At 46.3% G+C, this 21,300-nt stretch carries 16 protein-coding genes, 4 tRNA genes and 3 rRNA genes; 15 read left to right on the top strand and 8 right to left on the bottom strand.

Annotation, left to right across the window (positions count from 1 at the left end; translation table 11 throughout):
- Window positions 1-11: 11 nt before the first annotated feature.
- Complete coding sequence (locus tag OCU46_RS13685; protein WP_141273285.1) at window positions 12-1,127, bottom strand: 5-(carboxyamino)imidazole ribonucleotide synthase; 1,116 nt, start codon at window positions 1,125-1,127, stop codon at window positions 12-14.
- A 4-nt stretch (window positions 1,128-1,131) separates the two neighbouring features.
- Window positions 1,132-1,617, bottom strand: a complete 486-nt coding sequence (gene purE / locus OCU46_RS13680; protein WP_021714834.1) for a 5-(carboxyamino)imidazole ribonucleotide mutase — start codon at window positions 1,615-1,617, stop codon at window positions 1,132-1,134.
- 184 nt (window positions 1,618-1,801) lie between these two features.
- On the opposite strand from purE, the gene tsaC reads away from it, so the two are divergent.
- From tsaC to OCU46_RS13660, 4 genes are all read left to right on the top strand, one after another.
- Window positions 1,802-2,359, top strand: a complete 558-nt coding sequence (tsaC, locus tag OCU46_RS13675) for an L-threonylcarbamoyladenylate synthase type 1 TsaC (RefSeq protein WP_167495440.1) — start codon at window positions 1,802-1,804, stop codon at window positions 2,357-2,359.
- Window positions 2,360-2,362: 3 nt separating this feature from the next.
- Window positions 2,363-3,268 (top strand): oxygen-dependent coproporphyrinogen oxidase, encoded by a 906-nt coding sequence (gene hemF / locus OCU46_RS13670; RefSeq protein ID WP_337972449.1) that lies wholly within the window; start codon window positions 2,363-2,365, stop codon window positions 3,266-3,268.
- A 71-nt stretch (window positions 3,269-3,339) separates the two neighbouring features.
- On the top strand, window positions 3,340-4,173 hold the full coding sequence (gene aroE / locus OCU46_RS13665; RefSeq protein WP_141273281.1) for a shikimate dehydrogenase: 834 nt from the start codon (window positions 3,340-3,342) through the stop codon (window positions 4,171-4,173).
- On the top strand, window positions 4,174-4,437 hold the full coding sequence (locus tag OCU46_RS13660; protein WP_167495439.1) for a DUF1488 family protein: 264 nt from the start codon (window positions 4,174-4,176) through the stop codon (window positions 4,435-4,437).
- On the opposite strand, the gene OCU46_RS13655 is transcribed toward OCU46_RS13660, so the two are convergent.
- Window positions 4,430-4,978 carry a gamma carbonic anhydrase family protein gene (locus OCU46_RS13655; RefSeq protein ID WP_141273279.1) on the bottom strand — a complete coding sequence of 183 codons (549 nt, stop codon included), beginning with the start codon at window positions 4,976-4,978 and terminating at the stop codon, window positions 4,430-4,432. The genes OCU46_RS13660 and OCU46_RS13655 overlap by 8 nt on opposite strands.
- A 524-nt stretch (window positions 4,979-5,502) precedes the next feature.
- On the opposite strand from OCU46_RS13655, the gene OCU46_RS13650 reads away from it, so the two are divergent.
- The 7 genes from OCU46_RS13650 (at window position 5,503) to OCU46_RS13620 (ending at window position 11,040) form a co-directional block, all read left to right on the top strand.
- Window positions 5,503-7,055: ribosomal RNA gene (locus tag OCU46_RS13650) — 16S ribosomal RNA — on the top strand.
- A gap of 69 nt (window positions 7,056-7,124) precedes the next feature.
- Window positions 7,125-7,201: transfer RNA gene (locus tag OCU46_RS13645), tRNA-Ile, on the top strand.
- A gap of 40 nt (window positions 7,202-7,241) precedes the next feature.
- Window positions 7,242-7,317: transfer RNA gene (locus OCU46_RS13640), tRNA-Ala, on the top strand.
- 337 nt (window positions 7,318-7,654) lie between these two features.
- Window positions 7,655-10,543: ribosomal RNA gene (locus OCU46_RS13635) — 23S ribosomal RNA — on the top strand.
- A 90-nt stretch (window positions 10,544-10,633) separates the two neighbouring features.
- Window positions 10,634-10,749, top strand: a 5S ribosomal RNA gene (rrf, locus tag OCU46_RS13630).
- Together the 16S, 23S and 5S rRNA genes with 4 tRNA genes alongside form the textbook arrangement of a ribosomal RNA operon.
- A 60-nt stretch (window positions 10,750-10,809) precedes the next feature.
- Window positions 10,810-10,886: transfer RNA gene (locus tag OCU46_RS13625), tRNA-Asp, on the top strand.
- A 77-nt stretch (window positions 10,887-10,963) separates the two neighbouring features.
- A tRNA-Trp gene (locus OCU46_RS13620) sits at window positions 10,964-11,040 on the top strand.
- Between the two features lie 707 nt (window positions 11,041-11,747).
- Here OCU46_RS13620 and OCU46_RS13615 read toward each other — a convergent pair.
- From OCU46_RS13615 to hemC, 4 genes are read right to left on the bottom strand one after another with little or no spacing between them, the layout of a single operon-like run.
- Window positions 11,748-12,926 (bottom strand): heme biosynthesis HemY N-terminal domain-containing protein, encoded by a 1,179-nt coding sequence (locus OCU46_RS13615; RefSeq protein WP_141271661.1) that lies wholly within the window; start codon window positions 12,924-12,926, stop codon window positions 11,748-11,750.
- Window positions 12,923-14,092, bottom strand: coding sequence for a uroporphyrinogen-III C-methyltransferase (locus OCU46_RS13610; RefSeq protein ID WP_141271662.1), 1,170 nt, complete (start codon window positions 14,090-14,092; stop codon window positions 12,923-12,925). Before OCU46_RS13610 ends, OCU46_RS13615 begins: the two co-directional genes overlap by 4 nt.
- A 1-nt stretch (window position 14,093) precedes the next feature.
- Window positions 14,094-14,837 (bottom strand): uroporphyrinogen-III synthase, encoded by a 744-nt coding sequence (locus OCU46_RS13605; RefSeq protein WP_141271663.1) that lies wholly within the window; start codon window positions 14,835-14,837, stop codon window positions 14,094-14,096.
- A 5-nt stretch (window positions 14,838-14,842) separates the two neighbouring features.
- The gene (gene hemC, locus OCU46_RS13600; RefSeq protein ID WP_141271664.1) at window positions 14,843-15,778 is read right to left on the bottom strand and encodes a hydroxymethylbilane synthase; all 936 of its coding nucleotides are present in this window, start codon (window positions 15,776-15,778) and stop codon (window positions 14,843-14,845) included.
- A gap of 332 nt (window positions 15,779-16,110) precedes the next feature.
- Here hemC and OCU46_RS13595 point away from each other — a divergent pair, with 332 nt between their 5' ends.
- Complete coding sequence (locus OCU46_RS13595) at window positions 16,111-18,633, top strand: class I adenylate cyclase (RefSeq protein ID WP_141271665.1); 2,523 nt, start codon at window positions 16,111-16,113, stop codon at window positions 18,631-18,633.
- 17 nt (window positions 18,634-18,650) lie between these two features.
- Here OCU46_RS13595 and cyaY read toward each other — a convergent pair whose 3' ends face one another.
- On the bottom strand, window positions 18,651-18,965 hold the full coding sequence (cyaY, locus tag OCU46_RS13590; RefSeq protein ID WP_141271666.1) for an iron donor protein CyaY: 315 nt from the start codon (window positions 18,963-18,965) through the stop codon (window positions 18,651-18,653).
- A gap of 73 nt (window positions 18,966-19,038) precedes the next feature.
- Between cyaY and lptM the strand changes: the two genes are divergently transcribed.
- Genes lptM through dapF form a run of 3 tightly spaced genes read left to right on the top strand, consistent with a single transcriptional unit; the run spans window position 19,039 to window position 21,280 of the window.
- The gene (lptM, locus tag OCU46_RS13585; protein WP_141271667.1) at window positions 19,039-19,164 is read left to right on the top strand and encodes an LPS translocon maturation chaperone LptM; all 126 of its coding nucleotides are present in this window, start codon (window positions 19,039-19,041) and stop codon (window positions 19,162-19,164) included.
- Between the two features lie 22 nt (window positions 19,165-19,186).
- The gene (gene lysA, locus OCU46_RS13580) at window positions 19,187-20,440 is read left to right on the top strand and encodes a diaminopimelate decarboxylase (RefSeq protein WP_141271668.1); all 1,254 of its coding nucleotides are present in this window, start codon (window positions 19,187-19,189) and stop codon (window positions 20,438-20,440) included.
- Window positions 20,441-20,449: 9 nt separating this feature from the next.
- On the top strand, window positions 20,450-21,280 hold the full coding sequence (gene dapF, locus OCU46_RS13575) for a diaminopimelate epimerase (protein ID WP_017029289.1): 831 nt from the start codon (window positions 20,450-20,452) through the stop codon (window positions 21,278-21,280).
- The last annotated feature ends 20 nt before the right edge of the window (window positions 21,281-21,300 follow it).

Here is a 21,300-nt window from a genome sequence, read left to right as displayed (position 1 = left end):
TCTTATTCAAACTATTTTTGGTGTAGTGCAGGGAAAGCATCGGCGTTAAGCCACTGAGCAATAGATTGTAGTTGTTGCTCTAAGTCTGCTTGGTCACTACCACACACATTGATGTGCCCCATCTTACGACCTGGGCGCTTCTCTTTACCATACCAATGAATATGAGCTTGGCTCATGCTTAGCAATTCTTCAGCAAGAGTATCTTCACCAAGAATGTTTATCATTGCAGTAGGGCGAAGTGCTTTGGTGCTACCTAGAGGAAGGCCACACACCGCGCGCATATGGTTTTCAAACTGGCAGGTTTCAGCGCCTTGCTGTGTCCAGTGACCAGAGTTGTGAACGCGTGGAGCGATCTCGTTGACCATCAATTTACCTTGAACGTCAAAAAACTCTAATGCCAATACGCCAACATAGTCGAGGCATTCAGCCACGGCAGTAAACATCTGCTTTGCTTGAGCTTGAAGCTCAGGTTCGTCGATCGCAGTAGAAAGGCTTAATACACCATCGGTGTGCACATTCTCAGCAAGCGGGTATACCGCAATCTCACCATGCTTATTTCTAGCACCGATCAAAGACACTTCGCGATCAAACCCGACGAACTCTTCTGCAATAATCGCCTGCGCTTCGGAAGAAGCGATGCACTCCTCCATTTCAGCCCACACAGTTTCTACTGCTGCTTGTTCTTTTAAGCGCCACTGACCTTTTCCATCGTATCCACCCAATGTGCTCTTAAGCACCATAGGTAAACCAACGTAGTCGATAGCGTTTTCAAAGTCTTGGCGGGTGCGAATAAGCGAATACTTAGCATTGGCAACGTCAGCCTTATCAAGCAGTGCTTTTTCGATACGGCGGTCGCCACCCGTTTTTATCGCTTCTGCACTTGGCAGCAACTTGTCACTGGCCTGACAAGCATCAAGTACTGGGTGTGGAACATGCTCAAACTCCGCCGTGATGACATCAGCTTGCTCGATAGCGGCTTGTAACCCACTACCTAACTTAGTTTGAGTGATAGGCTCAACAATAGATTCGCTATTTACATCAAAAGCGATGGTTCTGATGTTCAACGGAGCGGCAGCTAGCGCCATCATGCGAGCTAACTGTCCGGCACCTAAAACTAAAACTTGCACGGTATTAATCCTCCGCTGGATTCGGATTAGCAAGTACAGTATCGGTTTGTTCTTTGCGGAAAGCTTCTACTTTTTCCATTACTTCAGGAACATGAGTACCAATGATTTGTGCCGCTAGAATACCTGAGTTTGCTGCACCGGCTTCACCGATAGCAAGTGTGCCTACCGCAATGCCTTTTGGCATTTGCACAATAGATAGCAAAGAATCCATGCCTTTTAGGGCACGAGATTGAACAGGAACACCAAGAACAGGAAGGCTAGTAAATGCTGCACACATGCCAGGAAGGTGAGCTGCGCCGCCTGCACCGGCAATAATTACCTTAATGCCGCGATCTTTTGCGCTATTTGCATAGTCCGCTAGTAGTTGTGGAGTACGGTGAGCTGAAACAACTTTAGTTTCGTAGCTAACACCGAATTGGTCGAGCATCTCAGCGGCTAACTTCATCGTTGGCCAATCTGACTTAGAACCCATGATAATACCGACTTGCATGTAACGACTCCTAATTTAACTAGTTGAGCTTTGAATACCAATTTTGCGCGCATTATACGGTTATTTTTTGAATAGGAAAACGTTTGCGTCGCTTTGTTTTGTCGATTTACAGGAAATGCTTACCAGCTAGGAATAGAATTTGTAAACTAAGTAGAAAGATAGTGTAAAAAAGGACACTCAAGGAATGATGGTAATTGATCAAGCGGTTGATGCCCTGAGACAAGGGAAGGTAATTGCATACCCAACTGAGGCAGTGTTTGGAGTCGGGTGCGATCCAGATGATGAAGAAGCGCTAAATGCGCTTATCCAGCTGAAACAAAGAGACCCAAGTAAAGGCTTAATCCTGATTGCTGCAAGCTTTGATCAGCTGTTGCCTTATGTTGATGTAAGTACGTTATCTACGGAGCAGTTAGATACGGTATTTAAAAGCTGGCCAGGTCCGGTAACTTGGGTGATGCCCATCAGCAAAAAAGTTCATGAGTTAGTTCATGGGCAGTTTGATAGCGTAGCAGTAAGAGTCACGGACCATGGAATAGTGCAGCAGCTTTGCTTAGAGTTTGGCAAGCCGATTACTTCCACAAGTGCCAACCTATCCGGTTTGCCTCCTTGTCTTACTGCCGATGAGGTTGAAAGCCAGTTAGGGTCTGAGGATGTGTTCATCATGCAAGGCGCAGTGGGCAATCGAAATAAACCCTCTGAAATTAAAGACGCACGATCTCTTCAAGTATTAAGACAAGGATAAACAATGGCACAGGTCGATAAGGAAGCGGTAAAGCGCTTTCTACTGCAGCTACAAGATAATATTTGTGCAGAACTGGAAACTGCGGATGGAGAGGCCACGTTTGTAGAGGATGCATGGACTCGAGAACAAGGTGGTGGTGGTCGTACGCGTGTTCTAAAAGGTGGTGCGGTCATTGAACAAGGCGGGGTAAATTTCTCTCATGTCTTTGGTGATAAGATGCCAGGCTCTGCCACAGCGCACCGACCAGAGCTAGCTGGGCGCAAGTTCGAAGCCATGGGTGTTTCACTGGTTATTCATCCTAATAACCCATTTATTCCGACTTCCCATGCCAATGTACGCTTCTTTATTGCAGATAAAGAGGGAAGCGAACCAATTTGGTGGTTTGGTGGCGGGTTTGATTTGACCCCTTTTTATCCATTTGAAGATGACTGCCAGCACTGGCACGACACAGCGAAGCAGTTGTGTGCACCATTTGGTGCAGATGTTTATGCTGAGCACAAGAAGTGGTGTGATGATTACTTCTTCTTGCCTCACCGCAATGAAACGCGTGGTGTCGGTGGGTTGTTCTTTGACGATCTTAATCAATGGGGCTTTGAAAAAAGCTTTGCTTACATGCGTGCTGTCGGCGAAGGCTTCACGAAAGGCTACTTGCCTATTATAGAGAAGCGAAAAGATACGCCATTTACAGATCAGCAACGCCAGTTCCAACTGTATCGACGTGGCCGCTATGTAGAGTTCAACCTTGTCTACGACAGAGGCACCCTGTTCGGTTTGCAAAGTAAGGGAAGAACGGAATCTATTTTGATGTCTATGCCACCATTAGCACGATGGGAGTATAACTATCAGGTAGAAGAAGGCTCGCATGAAGCTCTGTTGTATAAAGAGTACTTGTCGCCAAGAGAGTGGTAGTACTTTTTCTTCGTCGTTATCAGTGATAGGTTCATAGGCAGTCGTTTTAATCAGTAGCATCAGGTAGGAAGATGAATCAGTCAATTGATCAGTATGTCGTTTTTGGGAACCCAATAAAGCAGAGTAAATCTCCCTTTATTCATACATTGTTCGCGAGACAGACTAACCAAAGCATCCACTATGTATCGCAATATGCCGAGATTGGAGAATTTACTCAGGCTGCTAAAACCTTTTTTGCCGAAGGTGGCAAGGGTTGCAATGTGACGGCTCCTTTTAAGCATGATGCTTACGAACTCGCAGATCGACTAACTGAGCGAGCGAAACTAGCTGGTGCAGTGAATACACTGAAGAAGCTAGATGATGGTCAAATTATTGGAGATAACACGGATGGTGAAGGTCTTGTGCAAGACCTGCTTCAATATCAAGTGATGCTGAAAGACGCTCGTATTCTGATTGTTGGTGCAGGTGGGGCAGTAAGGGGGGTGCTTAAGCAACTTCTTGAACAAAAGCCCGCACAATTAGTCATAGCAAATAGAACCTACAGCAGAGCGCAGTCGCTGGTGGAGCAATTTAAGGAATACGGTCCTATCGAAGCGTTACCCATTGAAGAGGTTGAAGGAAGCTTTGATGTCGTAATTAACTCAACGTCTGCAGGGCTAACCAAAGAATTACCTGAGATTTCCGCAACGATATTTTCACCCCAAACAGTAAGCTATGACATGGTTTATGGCTCGGGTACCACTGTGTTCAATCAGTGGGCGAAAGAGAATGGTGTAGCGAAGGCTTATGACGGTTTGGGGATGTTAGTTGGACAAGCTGCTGAGAGCTTCATGTTGTGGAGAGGCATTCGCCCTGGTGCGAAACAAGTGCTCCGTGAACTTCGTAAAAACCTAGAGGGCTCGTAATTGAATCAATCAATAATCTTTACTGATCAGCTAAGCTGGGATGAGAATAGAAAAGTAGTAGTGTTTATGGGCCAGCAATCAGGAAATCTCATTGAGTGTTTAGTCTCTGCTGGCTACTTACAGAATCTATCTCAACTGCAAATCGATGATGAAGCGATGGCCTTAAAGGTGTTCTCAGAATATCGCTTTGATCTTGAAGACCTTGCGGAAGAGCTGATTGAAGCGGAAGAGTTCAATCAGCTCGGACAAATAGAAATTAATTAATGTTGTGCACTTCGTTTAGATAATCATTTTTGTTCTGTACGTAGTTATCCGCAGATTTAGAAAGAAAGGCTGCTTCTTGTTCCGTTAAGGGTCTTACCTGTTTTACAGGTCGCCCTACATAGAGGTAGCCACTTTCCAATCTCTTATTCGGTGGTACTAGACTACCTGCGCCAATAAATACATCGCTTTCTACTATTGCGCCATCGAGAATGGTCGTGCTCATACCGACTAAGACCCTATCTTTAATAGTGCACCCGTGTAGCATCACTAAATGCCCTACAGTCACTTCATCACCAATGATGAGAGGGTATCCCTCAGGGGTACTCGCGTTTTTGTGAGTAACATGCAGTACAGAACCATCTTGAATGTTGGTACGCTGACCAATATGTATATGGTTTACATCTCCTCTAGCGGCGACTTGTGGCCAAATACTAGAATCTGCCCCAATCCTAACGTCGCCAACAACAACTGCAGAATCATCGATATAAACACCAGACTCTATAGAAGGCTGTATTCCTTTATAGCTACGTAAAGAACTCATAGTTAAACCCCATCAAAACTGTATATATATTGTTATCAAACTATCAAAAAAAGACCCTTCTGGCCAATAGATGAACAGACGGTACAAAAAGCTGAAAATCTTTAGAAAAAACGCTTGCCAATGTGATGAGCATCTCTATAATGCGCCCCACTGACACGGCAACAGCGACAACGCTTTGCAGTGATTCAGTAGGCAAATTAGCCGAACCATTTGAGTTTAACTTCTCTTCGAAAATAAATTCAAAAAAGTGTTTGACACTGAGGTTCAAAACGCTAGAATGGCCGTCCACTTGAGAGGCAAGCCTCGAAAGTAAGCTCTTTAACAATTTAGACCTATCAATCTGTGTGGGCACTCGTTGATGATAATCGAAAAGATTTATCAATGAACTGAGTGACCAATACAATGATTTTTAATCATTGGCACAGTCAATTCATTATCGTTCTGTTGGAACGATAATAGCTTTAAAATTACATAGTAGTTTTGAAGTCAGTATTCATTGAGCCGGTCGCAAGACCAAAAAACTTTAATTGAAGAGTTTGATCATGGCTCAGATTGAACGCTGGCGGCAGGCCTAACACATGCAAGTCGAGCGGAAACGACAACATTGACCCTTCGGGTGATTTGTTGGGCGTCGAGCGGCGGACGGGTGAGTAATGCCTGGGAAATTGCCCTGATGTGGGGGATAACCATTGGAAACGATGGCTAATACCGCATAACGTCTACGGACCAAAGAGGGGGACCTTCGGGCCTCTCGCTTCAGGATATGCCCAGGTGGGATTAGCTAGTTGGTGAGGTAATGGCTCACCAAGGCGACGATCCCTAGCTGGTCTGAGAGGATGATCAGCCACACTGGAACTGAGACACGGTCCAGACTCCTACGGGAGGCAGCAGTGGGGAATATTGCACAATGGGCGCAAGCCTGATGCAGCCATGCCGCGTGTATGAAGAAGGCCTTCGGGTTGTAAAGTACTTTCAGTCGTGAGGAAGGCGTTGAAGTTAATAGCTTCATCGTTTGACGTTAGCGACAGAAGAAGCACCGGCTAACTCCGTGCCAGCAGCCGCGGTAATACGGAGGGTGCGAGCGTTAATCGGAATTACTGGGCGTAAAGCGCATGCAGGTGGTTTGTTAAGTCAGATGTGAAAGCCCGGGGCTCAACCTCGGAACCGCATTTGAAACTGGCAGGCTAGAGTACTGTAGAGGGGGGTAGAATTTCAGGTGTAGCGGTGAAATGCGTAGAGATCTGAAGGAATACCAGTGGCGAAGGCGGCCCCCTGGACAGATACTGACACTCAGATGCGAAAGCGTGGGGAGCAAACAGGATTAGATACCCTGGTAGTCCACGCCGTAAACGATGTCTACTTGGAGGTTGTGGCCTTGAGCCGTGGCTTTCGGAGCTAACGCGTTAAGTAGACCGCCTGGGGAGTACGGTCGCAAGATTAAAACTCAAATGAATTGACGGGGGCCCGCACAAGCGGTGGAGCATGTGGTTTAATTCGATGCAACGCGAAGAACCTTACCTACTCTTGACATCCAGAGAACTCGCTAGAGATAGCTTGGTGCCTTCGGGAACTCTGAGACAGGTGCTGCATGGCTGTCGTCAGCTCGTGTTGTGAAATGTTGGGTTAAGTCCCGCAACGAGCGCAACCCTTATCCTTGTTTGCCAGCACGTAATGGTGGGAACTCCAGGGAGACTGCCGGTGATAAACCGGAGGAAGGTGGGGACGACGTCAAGTCATCATGGCCCTTACGAGTAGGGCTACACACGTGCTACAATGGCGCATACAGAGGGCAGCCAACCAGCGATGGTGAGCGAATCCCAAAAAGTGCGTCGTAGTCCGGATTGGAGTCTGCAACTCGACTCCATGAAGTCGGAATCGCTAGTAATCGTGAATCAGAATGTCACGGTGAATACGTTCCCGGGCCTTGTACACACCGCCCGTCACACCATGGGAGTGGGCTGCAAAAGAAGTGGGTAGTTTAACCTTCGGGAGGACGCTCACCACTTTGTGGTTCATGACTGGGGTGAAGTCGTAACAAGGTAGCCCTAGGGGAACCTGGGGCTGGATCACCTCCTTATACGATGATTACTCACGATGAGTGTCCACACAGATTGATATGGTTTGAAAAAGTTAAGAGTTTAATGTTGGGTCTGTAGCTCAGCTGGTTAGAGCGCTCGCCTGATAAGCGGGAGGTCGGTGGTTCAAGTCCACTCAGACCCACCAATTTCTTTCCCAAAAGATATTGGATGAAACATTAAGTTTTGGGGCTATAGCTCAGCTGGGAGAGCGCCTGCCTTGCACGCAGGAGGTCTGCGGTTCGATCCCGCATAGCTCCACCATCTTTAAGCGTATTTGCTTAAGTACTCTTAAAAATGGTTTCGAAAGCTATTTATTAGCAAAGAATCATGCTCTTTAACAATTTGGAAAGCTGACGATAAATAATGTGATTTCATTATTTATCAAATTTAAAAGTTCTCAAATCCTAATGATTTAATCATTAGGTACCAACACACATTCAAGTGTTCTTGGGAATGTATTCTTGCCAGAATGCATTCAAATTTGAGTCCGGCAAAATCGAATGTTATCTCGCTCATAATAAAGAGATAACGCACCTTGGAAACGTCATACTGCAGCGTAGCAACTGCATTGCGTAAGCAAGACCCTTTGGGGTTGTATGGTTAAGTGACTAAGCGTACACGGTGGATGCCTTGGCAGTCAGAGGCGATGAAAGACGTAATAACTTGCGATAAGCCCAGATTAGGTAGTAATAACCATTTGAGTCTGGGATTTCTGAATGGGGAAACCCACGTGCATAAGCACGTATCGTTATGTGAATACATAGCATAACGAGGCAAACCCGGGGAACTGAAACATCTAAGTACCCGGAGGAAGAGAAATCAACCGAGATTCCGAAAGTAGCGGCGAGCGAAATTGGATTAGCCCTTAAGCTTTTAATGCGTCAGGTGAAGAGTCTGGAAAGTCTCGCAGTATAGGGTGATAGCCCCGTAACCGACAACGCATTTTAAGTGAAAACGAGTAAGGCGGGACACGTGATATCCTGTTTGAACATGGGGGGACCATCCTCCAAGGCTAAATACTACTGACTGACCGATAGTGAACCAGTACCGTGAGGGAAAGGCGAAAAGAACCCCTGTGAGGGGAGTGAAATAGAACCTGAAACCGTGTACGTACAAGCAGTAGGAGCGCCTCGAAGCGTGACTGCGTACCTTTTGTATAATGGGTCAGCGACTTATATTCAGTGGCAAGGTTAACCGTTTAGGGGAGCCGTAGGGAAACCGAGTCTTAACTGGGCGTTCAGTCTCTGGATATAGACCCGAAACCAGGTGATCTAGCCATGGGCAGGTTGAAGGTTGAGTAACATCAACTGGAGGACCGAACCGACTAATGTTGAAAAATTAGCGGATGACTTGTGGCTAGGGGTGAAAGGCCAATCAAACCTGGAGATAGCTGGTTCTCCCCGAAAGCTATTTAGGTAGCGCCTCGGACGAATACCAATGGGGGTAGAGCACTGTTAAGGCTAGGGGGTCATCCCGACTTACCAACCCTTTGCAAACTCCGAATACCATTGAGTACTATCCGGGAGACACACGGCGGGTGCTAACGTCCGTCGTGGAGAGGGAAACAACCCAGACCGCCAGCTAAGGTCCCAAAGTATAGCTAAGTGGGAAACGATGTGGGAAGGCTCAGACAGCCAGGATGTTGGCTTAGAAGCAGCCATCATTTAAAGAAAGCGTAATAGCTCACTGGTCGAGTCGGCCTGCGCGGAAGATGTAACGGGGCTAAGCTATACACCGAAGCTGCGGCTGCATACTTTGTATGCGGGGTAGGGGAGCGTTCTGTAAGCGGTTGAAGGTGGTCTGTAAGGGCTGCTGGACGTATCAGAAGTGCGAATGCTGACATGAGTAACGATAAAGGGGGTGAAAAACCCCCTCGCCGGAAGACCAAGGGTTCCTGTCCAACGTTAATCGGGGCAGGGTAAGTCGACCCCTAAGGCGAGGCCGAAAGGCGTAGTCGATGGGAAACGGGTTAATATTCCCGTACTTCTTATAATTGCGATGGGGGGACGGAGAAGGCTAGGTGGGCCTGGCGATGGTTGTCCAGGTTCAAGTATGTAGGCGGAAGGTTTAGGTAAATCCGGACTTTCTTAACGCTGAGATACGATGTCGAGCTGCTACGTGCAGTGAAGTCATTGATGCCATGCTTCCAGGAAAAGCCTCTAAGCTTCAGATTATAAGAAATCGTACCCCAAACCGACACAGGTGGTCGGGTAGAGAATACCAAGGCGCTTGAGAGAACTCGGGTGAAGGAACTAGGCAAAATGGTACCGTAACTTCGGGAGAAGGTACGCTCTTGGCGGTGAAGTCCCTTGCGGATGGAGCTACTAGGAGTCGCAGATACCAGGTGGCTGCAACTGTTTATTAAAAACACAGCACTGTGCAAAATCGTAAGATGACGTATACGGTGTGACGCCTGCCCGGTGCCGGAAGGTTAATTGATGGGGTTAGACTTCGGTCGAAGCTCTTGATCGAAGCCCCGGTAAACGGCGGCCGTAACTATAACGGTCCTAAGGTAGCGAAATTCCTTGTCGGGTAAGTTCCGACCTGCACGAATGGCGTAATGATGGCCACGCTGTCTCCACCCGAGACTCAGTGAAATTGAAATCGCTGTGAAGATGCAGTGTACCCGCGGCTAGACGGAAAGACCCCGTGAACCTTTACTACAGCTTGGCACTGAACATTGAGCCTACATGTGTAGGATAGGTGGGAGGCTTTGAAGACGGTACGCCAGTATCGTTGGAGCCATCCTTGAAATACCACCCTTGTATGTTTGATGTTCTAACTTAGCCCCCTTATCGGGGGTGAGGACAGTGCCTGGTGGGTAGTTTGACTGGGGCGGTCTCCTCCCAAAGAGTAACGGAGGAGCACGAAGGTGGGCTAAACACGGTTGGACATCGTGTGGTTAGTGCAATGGCATAAGCCCGCTTGACTGCGAGAATGACAATTCGAGCAGGTGCGAAAGCAGGTCATAGTGATCCGGTGGTTCTGAATGGAAGGGCCATCGCTCAACGGATAAAAGGTACTCCGGGGATAACAGGCTGATACCGCCCAAGAGTTCATATCGACGGCGGTGTTTGGCACCTCGATGTCGGCTCATCACATCCTGGGGCTGAAGTCGGTCCCAAGGGTATGGCTGTTCGCCATTTAAAGTGGTACGCGAGCTGGGTTTAGAACGTCGTGAGACAGTTCGGTCCCTATCTGCCGTGGGCGTTGGAAGATTGAAGGGGGCTGCTCCTAGTACGAGAGGACCGGAGTGGACGAACCTCTGGTGTTCGGGTTGTCATGCCAATGGCATTGCCCGGTAGCTAAGTTCGGAATCGATAACCGCTGAAAGCATCTAAGCGGGAAGCGAGCCCTGAGATGAGTCTTCCCTGGCACTTTAAGTGTCCTAAAGGGTTGTTCGAGACTAGAACGTTGATAGGCAGGGTGTGTAAGTGCTGCGAGGCATTGAGCTAACCTGTACTAATTGCCCGTGAGGCTTAACCATACAACACCCAAGGGGTTTTGTGGACTCAAAGTAGAACTTTGAATGTGTGACATAACTTTTAAATAACAGTTTTCCGAATTTTAAAATTTGCTTGGCGACCATAGCATTGTGGACCCACCTGATTCCATGCCGAACTCAGAAGTGAAACACAATAGCGCCGATGGTAGTGTGGGGCTTCCCCATGTGAGAGTAGGACATCGCCAGGCTTTAAATTAGATTGTATTGAAGCATTTAAGTAAGACTTCAAGACAATAAAAATTAGGTGCGGAGTGGTAGTTCAGTTGGTTAGAATACCGGCCTGTCACGCCGGGGGTCGCGGGTTCGAGTCCCGTCCACTCCGCCACTTATTTTAGAGAACCTCGCTTTGCGAGGTTTTTCTGAATCTGAAGTTTGAAAAAAATCAGACTTCGATCACAATTTAGGGGTGTAGCTCCAATTGGCAGAGCAGCGGATTCCAAATCCGCGTGTTGGGAGTTCGAATCTCTCCACCCCTGCCATATTAAAGGCCTTAGTCGAAAGACTGAGGCCTTTTTTTGTATCTTCAGCCTCGGCAAAAGCTGCATTGGGAACTGGATCGCCAGTTCGTTTGGTAGCAAGTACCATCGAATCTCCGAAATGCCGGTCAGCCCACCTCACTGCTGCCATATAAAAGGCCTTAGACTAGGCGTCCCCGTCGAAAGACTGAGGCCTTTTTTTTGTATCTTCAGGCTCTGCAAAAGCTGCATTGGTAGCTGGATCGCCAGCTCGCTTGGTGGCAAATACCATCGAATCTCCGGAATGCCGGCCAGTCCACCCCCCCCCACTGTTGCCATAAAAAGGCCTTAGACTAGGCGTCCCCAACGAAAATATCTGCAGCTTGTGCAAAGCTACGTTGAGAGCTGGTTCTCCAGTTTTCCTAGGGCAGTTCCTTAGAATCACAATAAGGTCGGCTGACATAGCCACATTGACGATCCACCCTGCATCTGTGTTCTATAAAATCCTTCTTTGTTCTGTGCAATACAGGAAAGTAGAAGAGACTAATTAACATCGAAAAAGCTCCGACGGTGTACTTGCTTTGCGGGTGGATAATCTCTTTCATCGTAGCTGATAGCTGATAGCTGATAGCTGATAGCTGATAGCTGATAGCTGATAGCTGAAGATCCCAAACGTAAAAAAGCCGCTGATAAACAGCGGCTTCAAACAAACATCAACGAACTGACGAAACTTACTTACTCAGCAACAGCAGTGCCTTTTGCGAGACTTCATTAGCGGCATTGGTGTAGTTCTGTTTGTGGAGTGCATTGGCAAGTTGACCATAATCAATGGCGTTAGGTCGGATCTTTAAAGCCGACTCAAAATAAGCCTGTGCATCAGTCCAGTTACCTTCATGCATTAGTATCTGACCAATAACACTTTGTAGGTCGCCACTGTCCTTAAACTTCTTCTCTAGAGCTTTAAGGTGACTCAAAACAGGATACCAATCAGTGATATGTAGGGTTGGGAATACATTCAGTAGTTCGGCTTTTGGTGACTTCTGGGTCGCTTCTTTAAGCACAGTAATCGCCGTTGAGTCTGCTCCGCGATTGATTAACTCACTGGCAAACGTCACGATGACCTTACTTTCAGACTTCATGCTTTTCGGTAAGTGATCCCAATAGCGAACGATACCATCAACACCCTGTTGATTAGATAACTCAGAGATGCGCCCTGCATGTGCTTGTACTGAAAGCTTGTGATATTCGTTTTTATCTACTCCCTTGGCTTTCTTCAATATTGGAAGTAAATCCAATAAAGGCTGCCAGCAATCGAGTTGGATATAACAGGTTTTTAGTAGGTTTAGCAGGCGAGGGTTATCTGGGTAATCATGTTTAAGGCTTGATAGCACATCAAAGGCATTGGCAAAGTCACCTTCAGCCATCGCTTGCTTAGCCTTTGTTAGGCCAATGGCAAGATCTGACCCCTGCTGTTTTGAGGCCAATTCAAAGTATTTATCTCGCTTGTCGTCTTTACCTAGCTCGTGAGCGGCTTCAGCAGCGACTAGATAACACAGTAATGGCATATCGTGCGAGTTAGACCAGCGAGTTACCTTTTTCTCTGCACTTTGCCAATCACCTTCGATCAATTTGATAATGCCTTCGTTAGTCAGCCTACGAGCTTTCTTTAGTTTACGGTTGCCAAACCAGTTCCAGGTAGCGCTAGAAGCTCGTATTGAACGCTTGATTAAGAACTCAGCAAAGAACAGAGCGATCAGAGCACCGATAACAAAGATGACTAGTGTAGTGACACTCATCTCAATGGTGTATTCAGCCAAAGAGATCAGTACATAGCCTTGTTGGCCAGAGAATTGGGTTCCCACAAAAAGGCCAATACCTAGCGCGATGAAAACAAACAGTATACGAATCATTTGTTTTCCTCCGTGACAATAGTAGTAACCTCTCTACGTAAACGTTCGCGGATGATATCTGCGATGAGCTGATTGGTTTCTAGCTTTGCAGGATACTCTAGGTCTACTTTAACCTTTGATAATTTATCTAATGCACTCTCAAATTCATTAACGGATTGTGCATCTTGATCTAAGTAGGTCTGGCTCCACTCAAGCGCAACAAGCAGACTCTTGCGGTAGATTTCTTCTTGTTCGGAGTAAGTTGCCTTAATCGCGGTTTCTAGCTTCGCTTTGATGTTTTCTCTCAAATAGAAATGCTGTTGAGGAGACAGAAGTGGCACAGCACTACCATCGCGAACCCTAAAGGTGATGAAGTGTTCAGCGAAGTTCTCGAGAGAGGTAGATAGGTTGGTTTTCCAGTCCTGTATATCCTTAGATACCTGCTTTTTCGTTTCTTCCGCTGCTTCCGGCAAGATAGCATTGGCTAAAGGTAATTTGTCGACTTGTTCTTGAAGAGCAATCAGTTGTAGAGCAACACCATCTTTGTCTAACAGTGGCAAGCTACGTAGCTCAGTAATATCATTGGCCATTGCTTGGCGCAGTGGTACTAGGCTTGGGTCATTAAGTGTTGCTATGCGTTGATCAGCGGCTTCCATTAGTTTGGTTGCCGTAACAAGATCGTGCTCTAAAAACAGCTTTCTTCCTGCGAGCTTGACTAAATAGTCTGCTTCAGCAAGTAACCAGTCGTTTGGACGGCGACCTTTGACGTCAGATATAGCCAGTTGCAGGCTCTCTATGCTTTTTTGTTGTTGTCCGATTAATACTTCTGCTCTGTTTACCGCTTCGTTGGCTGTTTGAGCCGCAGCTTGCTGTGTATCTTGAAGTTGCGCATTGATGGTCTGCTGAGCTGTTTTTAGTTGGCCTGAGACAGCAGAAAGCTGCTGCTGAAGAAGTTGGTTTTGTTGATTGAAGTAATAAAAGCCAGCGCCGGCTGTCAGCAAAGAGATAATAACCGCAGCGATAGCCAGTCTTTTCGCAGGCTTGTTCGGTTCGTTTTCTTCATTTTTCTTTGGTGTATTTACTTTCTTAGAGCTTGGTGGTGGCGCTTTCTTTGGGGTAGGCGAAGCTGGAACGGATTCACTCTTGTTAACTTTGTTGTCGTCATCGAGTTTTTTATCGTCAGTCATTTTATTTTCCTATGTAATTCGCCTGAATGCTGTCAATGATGGTCTGATTGGATGCACCCTTGATATTATGAACTTGAGTAAAGCCTAATTGTGAGGCTAATTTCGCGACTCTTTCACTGGGAACCATCAACTGTAAAGAGTGTAACCAATTTTTAGATTGGGTAGGTATTTGTTGTGCAAAGAATTTTAATTGTTCGAAGCTGGTAACAATCAGAGTGTCCACCGCTTCTGATTGCCATTGTATAACCTTGCTCTCACCATCAAAGCCTAGCCATTGGCGCTGATAACTCTCAACATAGACCACATCTGCCCCGGTTTGTTGCAAGGTTTTGTAAAGCATCTCCCGTCCACTCTCACCTCTAAGTATGCTTATCTTCTTACCTTTTAGATCATAGCAACCCAAAAGCTCTAAAAGCCCCTCGCTATCTTCCGACTTAGGTGAGCTGACGTTGAGATGAGTGCATGAATGCAAATAGGTCGCTGTTTTACTGCCAACGGCAAAATACTCTGACGATGCCGGCCAGTTCTGGTTTTGTTGGCTTAGAATCTTATTGGTGTAGTGAACTGCTGGATGGCTGACAGCAATAATTAGCTCAGAGTGAGATAGGTGATTTAGGCTGTGAAGCGGAGGTAAGGATTGCTGAAATGAAACAACGGGGCAGCAACTTGCTACCACCCCTATATTGCTCAAGGCATCACATAGTTCTTGGGCTGAAGGTTGAGGTCGAACTATAAGTACCTTCATTGGAACTAAGCCTGATTGTATACTTCGCTAAGAATTTCTTTTGCTCCAGAGGCAAGTAGCTCCTGTGCTAGCTCTTCACCCATAGCGATCGCTTGTGAGCGTTCACCTCGAATCTCAGCTCTGATAATTTCTGTACCATCTGGCTTACCCACCAAACCTCTGAGATAAAGTTGATTGTCTGGAGTAATTACGCAGTAACTACCAATCGGCACCTGACACCCACCTTCAAGGGCGAGGTTCATCGCGCGTTCTGCTGAAACGCGATCAGAGGTATCGGCATGATTTAGAGGTTTAATGAGTTCAAGAACGCGCTCGTCATCAAGTCGGCACTCTATACCCACGGCACCTTGTCCTACCGCAGGAAGAGAAGATTCTGGCTCAATATAGCTTTGAATTCGCTCTTCCATTTCTAAGCGCTTTAATCCTGCTGCGGCTAAGATAATGGCGTCGTATTGCCCGTCATCCAACTTACCTAAACGAGTGCCGACGTTGCCTCTCAATTCTTTGATGATGAGATCAGGTCTCGCCGCACTAATTTGACACTGGCGACGAAGGCTGCAGGTACCGACGATAGCACCTTGAGGTAACTCATCAACGGATTGATAGGTATTGGAAACGAACGCGTCACGAGGGTCTTCTCGTTCACAGATAACGGCTAAGCCTAACCCTTCAGGGAAATCTACAGGAACGTCCTTCATTGAATGAACAGCAATATCGGCGCGCTTCTCTAACATCGCGACTTCAAGCTCTTTAACAAACAAGCCCTTTCCGCCCACTTTAGCTAGCGGTGTATCTAGGATGATGTCGCCTTTGGTTACCATAGTCACCAGTTCAACATCTAGGTCAGGGTGAATCTCTTCTAAGCGAGATTTAACGTAGTGAGCTTGCCACAATGCAAGTGGGCTTTTGCGAGTTGCAATTCGAAGAGTTTGTTTTGACATAATAAAGGCAACAAAATGAGAGATAACTTGATTCTATCACCGCTAGATATAAATTTTCAGCGGGTAGAGATAGGCTTAATGGTACTAACTCACATAATGTTAAGTTTTATATGCATATGTGATGCTAATCACGCGATTTGGGTCATACTGTTCTCAATTGCGTGACCTTTATAATCTTTGAGTTATTCTGCCAACTTAGCCTTCACTGAGAGGTGATAATGGGTGATTTTCTTTACCTAATAACCAAAAAGTGTTAAATTGGTCACGTTTTGTGAGGTTTTAGTTTAAAATTAAAGCGTCCACATTTTTATTTCTTTGTTTGGGAAGTTGACTTGCAAGCATATACACGCACATTAATCGCTAGGCTCGATTCGCTGAATGAACAGCGTAAGCGTCGTGCACTAGATATGATGGATGCTCAAGGCAAGCAAGTATTCTCACTGATCCCGCTTTTACTTCATTATAATCACCCTGCTTTACCTGGATATATCTCTAGTAATGTCCCGCAAGGCGTCTTCGACTTTTCTGCTGATCTTGAACAGCGCCAATTTCTCGACAGTTGTGCTCGTTCAACAGGGGAAGAGATCTCTGCTCCTACCAATATCGATATTTTAGCTCTGTACACCATGGGAAGTACGTCTTCTATTGGCCAGAGTCTAACCAGTGATCTTGATATTTGGGTATGTATTTCACCTGAAATGCCAGCGCAGAAGCGAAGTGAGCTAGCGAACAAATGCCTAAAAATTACTGACTGGGCACAGCAGCAGGGGATTGAAGCTAACTTTTTCTTGATGGACGACCAGCGATTCAAGCAGTCCAACAAGAGTGAAGCGATGACAGGGGATAACTGTGGTTCTTCTCAGCATATGCTGCTTTTGGATGAGTTCTATCGTTCGGCGATGCGTATGGCAGGTCAACGCCTGTTGTGGAGCATCGTACCTCCTGAAATGGAAGAATGTTACGAGCAGTACGTATTAGAGCTATGCAGCAGTGGAGAGATTGACTGCAATGAATGGCTCGATTTTGGACAGCTCAACAAGATCCCAGCAGAAGAATATTTTGGTTCTAGCCTTTGGCAATTATTCAAAAGCATCGACTCACCTTACAAATCCGTGCTGAAAGCGATTTTGCTTGAAGCATACTCGTGGGAATACCCGCAGACTCAGCTTTTAAGTATCGACACTAAACGCAGATTCTTTGCTCACGAACCAGACCTTTACGGTATGGATGCTTACTATGTGATGCTAGAAAAAGTAACTCGATACTTACAAAGAATCGGTGACCAAGCGCGTCTCGATCTTGTACGTCGTTGTTTCTATCTGAAAACTCATGAGAAGTTATCACAGCAGCCAAAACTAGGCTCAGTCTCTTGGCGTCGCAAAGCGATGCAACAGATGACGTTGAGTTGGGGTTGGAACGAGCACGATATTTTTGAACTTGATACGCGTCGTGACTGGAAGGTCGAGCGTGTTAAGGGAGTGCATCACAACCTGCTCGATGCCCTAATGGAAAGCTACCGTAACCTGATTCAGTTTGCACGTCGCAATGACATCACTTCGGTTATTAGTCCGCAGGATATCTCTATCCTTGCGCGTAAGCTTTACGCTGCTTTTGAGGTGTTGCCGGGTAAGGTTACCCTGCTTAACCAGCAAATTTCCCCTGACTTACATGAGCCTGATTTGAGCTTTATTCAGGTGGAAGACGGGCGAAGCAACCCAGAAGGTTGGTATTTATACAAGCAACCTTTAACACCAGAACGCATTATTGGTCAGTCTCCAATTGAGCATCACTCGTCGTTAAGTAAGCTTGTAGCATGGTCATTCTTTAATGGGTTGGTCACTGAGTCTACACGCTTACACTCTGTCGTTCGTAGCGCTGATATCGACATTGATAAGCTTTATCAGATGGTGAGTGACCTAAGAAATACTTTCTCACTGCGTAAGCGTCGACCTACCATGGAGGCGCTTGCAAGCCCTTGTGAGATAAGCCAGTTGGCAATGTTCATCAACCTAGAGAATGATCCAACTGAAAAGCTGAGCTCGCGCCAAGCGAAGAAAGACTGCCGCAATGTGAACCTGTTCTCTTGTGGTACCGATGCGAAGAGCATGATTGGCAGTGTTGATTTGGTGTATCGAAATTCTTGGCATGAAGTGCGTACCCTGCACTTCCGCGGTGAAACCAGCATCCTTGATGCGCTTAAAACGATTTTAGGCAAGATGCACCAAGATGCTTTGCATCCCGAGTCTGTGGATGTATTTAGCTACAGCAAAAACTTCCGCGGTTTGATGCGCAATACCGTTTACCAACTTCTTGCTGAATGTATTGAGCTGAGGCTCAAACCTGTTGAACAAGAGAAGCGTCGTCGCTTTAAGGCTATTGGCGTGGGTAGCAAGATGTATGGTTTGTTCTTTGAGCGCCGTGGTGTTTCTGTGCAGACGCTAGAAAACTCGGTAGAGTTTTATCAAAGCATCTCAACCAACAAACTCACTGGTTCTCCATTGGATAAACTGGATAAAGAGAGAGAGTTCTCGCTTCCTGACATTATTGATAGTTTTGCGAGTGAAGGGCTAATTCAGTTCTTCTTCGAAGATACCGAAGATGGCTTTAACATCTATGTATTGGATGAAAACAACGCCGCAGAGGCTTACCACAGATACAGCCATGACAAGAACGAAGTGGTGAGTGAAGTGAATAACTTCTACACCAATGGTTTAAATCGTGTTGGTGCAAAGGCAAACTTTAATCTGCCTCAGTATTACCAAATCATTCATCAGCACGATCAAGATAGCTTCATCGTGCCGTATCGCAGTGATAGCGAACTCCACTCCACCCCATCCGCAGTGGTGGGTATCTAGTGGCTGACAGGCTGGGTTTATACCCAGTCTATCTCTTCACCCGCTTGCTTTTCACATTCCGCTTTAACCAACGCCATTAGCTCCAAGCCTGTCTTAGAGCAGATCCAAGCTCCCTCTTGCATAGAAAAATGATATCCGCCCGATTTAGAGGCTAACCAGATCTCACGCATTGGCTCTTGCTTATTGATGATGATTTGAGTGCGGTCTTCAAACTCTAATGTCATCACATTGCCCGATGTTTCAAAATCGATATCAGCTCCAGAATCTTCTATAGCTTGCTCAATATTTGTTAGTTGCTCATCAGCCAATTGGTGAAACTCACTGTCCTTCATGCATAGTTCCTATTGCTTTTCTTAATGGTGGTGCGATTATAGAGGCAAGGTCAAATATATCACCAACATCACCATGAAAAAAATTATCTCGCTATTGTGTTTGGGTTCGACACTACTATTGGCCGGTTGCGGTCAAACAGGCCCGCTGTATATGCCGAACGATGCAGGTCAAGAAGCGCCTGAACAGCCCGCGCAGTAGTTATTGAAGAAAGGAAAAAATCTTGGATTATTTTAATTATCAGGAAGATGGTCAGCTTTGGGCTGAAGGGGTTCCCCTAACCCAAGTTGCACAACAATTTGGTACTCCAACTTACGTATATTCTCGCGCTACCTTAGAGCGTCACTGGAATGCCTTCGATCAATCCGTTGGTGATTTTCCTCACTTGGTTTGTTATGCAGTCAAAGCAAACTCTAATCTAGGCGTATTGAATGCGTTGGCAAGATTAGGTTCAGGCTTTGATATTGTTTCACTAGGTGAGCTTGAGCGTGTTGTTGCCGCCGGTGGCGAACCATCGAAAGTGGTGTTCTCTGGTGTTGGTAAAACAGCTGAAGAGATCAAGCGAGCGCTTGAGCTTAATATCAAATGCTTCAATGTAGAGTCAGAGCCTGAACTGGAGCGAATTAATCAGGTAGCAGGGGAGTGTGGTAAACAAGCACCGGTTTCTCTGCGTATTAACCCTGACGTAGATGCAAAGACTCACCCATACATTTCAACGGGTCTACGTGACAACAAATTTGGTATCGCTTTTGATCAAGCACCGCGTGTGTATCAACTCGCTCAGCAGATGCCTAACCTGAATGTTGTTGGTATTGATTGCCATATAGGCTCTCAATTGACCGACCTCGACCCTTTCATCGATGCAGTTGATCGCCTTCTTGGCTTAATTGATAACCTAAAAGCACAGGGCATTAATATTAAGCACCTTGATGTTGGCGGTGGCTTAGGCGTGGTTTATCGCGATGAGATGCCTCCTCAGCCTTCGGACTATGCGAAAGCACTTCTGGCTCGTTTACATAACCATCCTAATATCGAACTGATTTTTGAACCGGGTCGAGCGATTGCTGCTAATGCTGGCGTGCTACTGACCAAGGTTGAGTTCTTGAAGCATACTGAACATAAGAACTTCGCTATTATTGATGCTGCTATGAATGATCTTATGCGTCCTGCTCTGTATCAAGCGTGGCAAGATATTGTGCCTCTAAAGCCAAGAGAAGGTGAGCCAACAACGTATGACCTCGTTGGCCCTGTATGCGAAACAGGAGACTTCTTGGGTAAAGATCGTAACCTTGTGTTAGAACAAGGCGATCTATTAGCTGTGCGTTCTGCTGGAGCTTATGGCTTTACTATGTCTTCAAACTATAACTCTCGCCCACGTGTTGCTGAGGTTATGGTGGATGGTGACAAGCTGCATCTCATTCGTCAGCGCGAGAGCGTTGAAAGCTTATGGCAACTAGAAAGCACATTACCGGAGTAATAGAACAGAATGCATTTCCATTTCTCTAAAATGCACGGACTAGGCAACGACTTTATGGTCGTTGACTGCATTACTCAAAATATATTCTTTTCGCCAGAGTTGATTCGACGTCTTGCGGATCGTCATACGGGTGTAGGCTTTGATCAATTGTTAGTGGTTGAAGCGCCGTACGATCCAGAAACGGACTTTCACTATCGCATCTTTAACTCCGATGGCTCAGAAGTGGAGCAGTGTGGCAATGGCGCACGCTGCTTTGCGCGCTTTGTGGCGATGAAAGGCTTAACGAATAAATACAGCATTCGTGTGAGTACTAAAAAAGGGAAGATGGTACTCAAGCTTACAGAGGGTGACCTAGTTCGAGTCAATATGGGCGTTCCTGAGCTTGAACCAAGCAAGATCCCATTCAAAGCCAAGCAAAAAGAGAAAACCTATATCTTAAGAGTGGGTCAACACACCCTGTTTTGTGGTTCAGTGAGTATGGGTAACCCTCATGTGGTTACCGTTGTTGATGATGTCGCAACAGCGAAGGTTGAAGAACTAGGGCCTCTACTAGAGTCTCATGAACGTTTCCCTGAGCGAGTAAACGCTGGATTCATGCAGATTGTAGATAGAAACAATATCGCTCTTAGAGTCTACGAGCGCGGTGCTGGAGAAACTCAAGCTTGCGGAAGTGGCGCCTGTGCAGCGGTTGCTGTTGGTATCTTGCAAGGCTCGTTAGATGAATCTGTAGAGGTTCAACTCACTGGTGGTAAGTTAACGGTTGAATGGGCAGGCCCTGGTGAACCGTTATATATGACGGGCAGCGCTACGCACGTATTTGATGGGCAGATTAGCTGTTAATTGTTTTCTGAATAAGGATT

Source organism: Vibrio comitans, assembly GCA_024346835.1.
Taxonomy (GTDB): Bacteria; Pseudomonadota; Gammaproteobacteria; order Enterobacterales; family Vibrionaceae; genus Vibrio; species Vibrio comitans.
Note: the sequence above shows the minus strand (reverse complement) of the source record. Positions and strands in the feature narration are given on the sequence as shown.

Bases quoted from the DNA above. Each gene is read 5' to 3' on its own strand.
- purE (WP_021714834.1), bottom strand. From the start codon at position 1,617: ATGCAAGTCGGTATTATCATGGGTTCTAAGTCAGATTGGCCAACGATG.
- tsaC (WP_167495440.1), top strand. From the start codon at position 1,802: ATGATGGTAATTGATCAAGCGGTTGATGCCCTGAGACAAGGGAAGGTA.
- hemF (WP_337972449.1), top strand. From the start codon at position 2,363: ATGGCACAGGTCGATAAGGAAGCGGTAAAGCGCTTTCTACTGCAGCTA.
- aroE (WP_141273281.1), top strand. From the start codon at position 3,340: ATGAATCAGTCAATTGATCAGTATGTCGTTTTTGGGAACCCAATAAAG.
- OCU46_RS13655 (WP_141273279.1), bottom strand. From the start codon at position 4,978: ATGAGTTCTTTACGTAGCTATAAAGGAATACAGCCTTCTATAGAGTCT.
- OCU46_RS13615 (WP_141271661.1), bottom strand. From the start codon at position 12,926: ATGATTCGTATACTGTTTGTTTTCATCGCGCTAGGTATTGGCCTTTTT.
- OCU46_RS13610 (WP_141271662.1), bottom strand. From the start codon at position 14,092: ATGACTGACGATAAAAAACTCGATGACGACAACAAAGTTAACAAGAGT.
- OCU46_RS13605 (WP_141271663.1), bottom strand. From the start codon at position 14,837: ATGAAGGTACTTATAGTTCGACCTCAACCTTCAGCCCAAGAACTATGT.
- hemC (WP_141271664.1), bottom strand. From the start codon at position 15,778: ATGTCAAAACAAACTCTTCGAATTGCAACTCGCAAAAGCCCACTTGCA.
- cyaY (WP_141271666.1), bottom strand. From the start codon at position 18,965: ATGAAGGACAGTGAGTTTCACCAATTGGCTGATGAGCAACTAACAAAT.
- lptM (WP_141271667.1), top strand. From the start codon at position 19,039: ATGAAAAAAATTATCTCGCTATTGTGTTTGGGTTCGACACTACTATTG.
- dapF (WP_017029289.1), top strand. From the start codon at position 20,450: ATGCATTTCCATTTCTCTAAAATGCACGGACTAGGCAACGACTTTATG.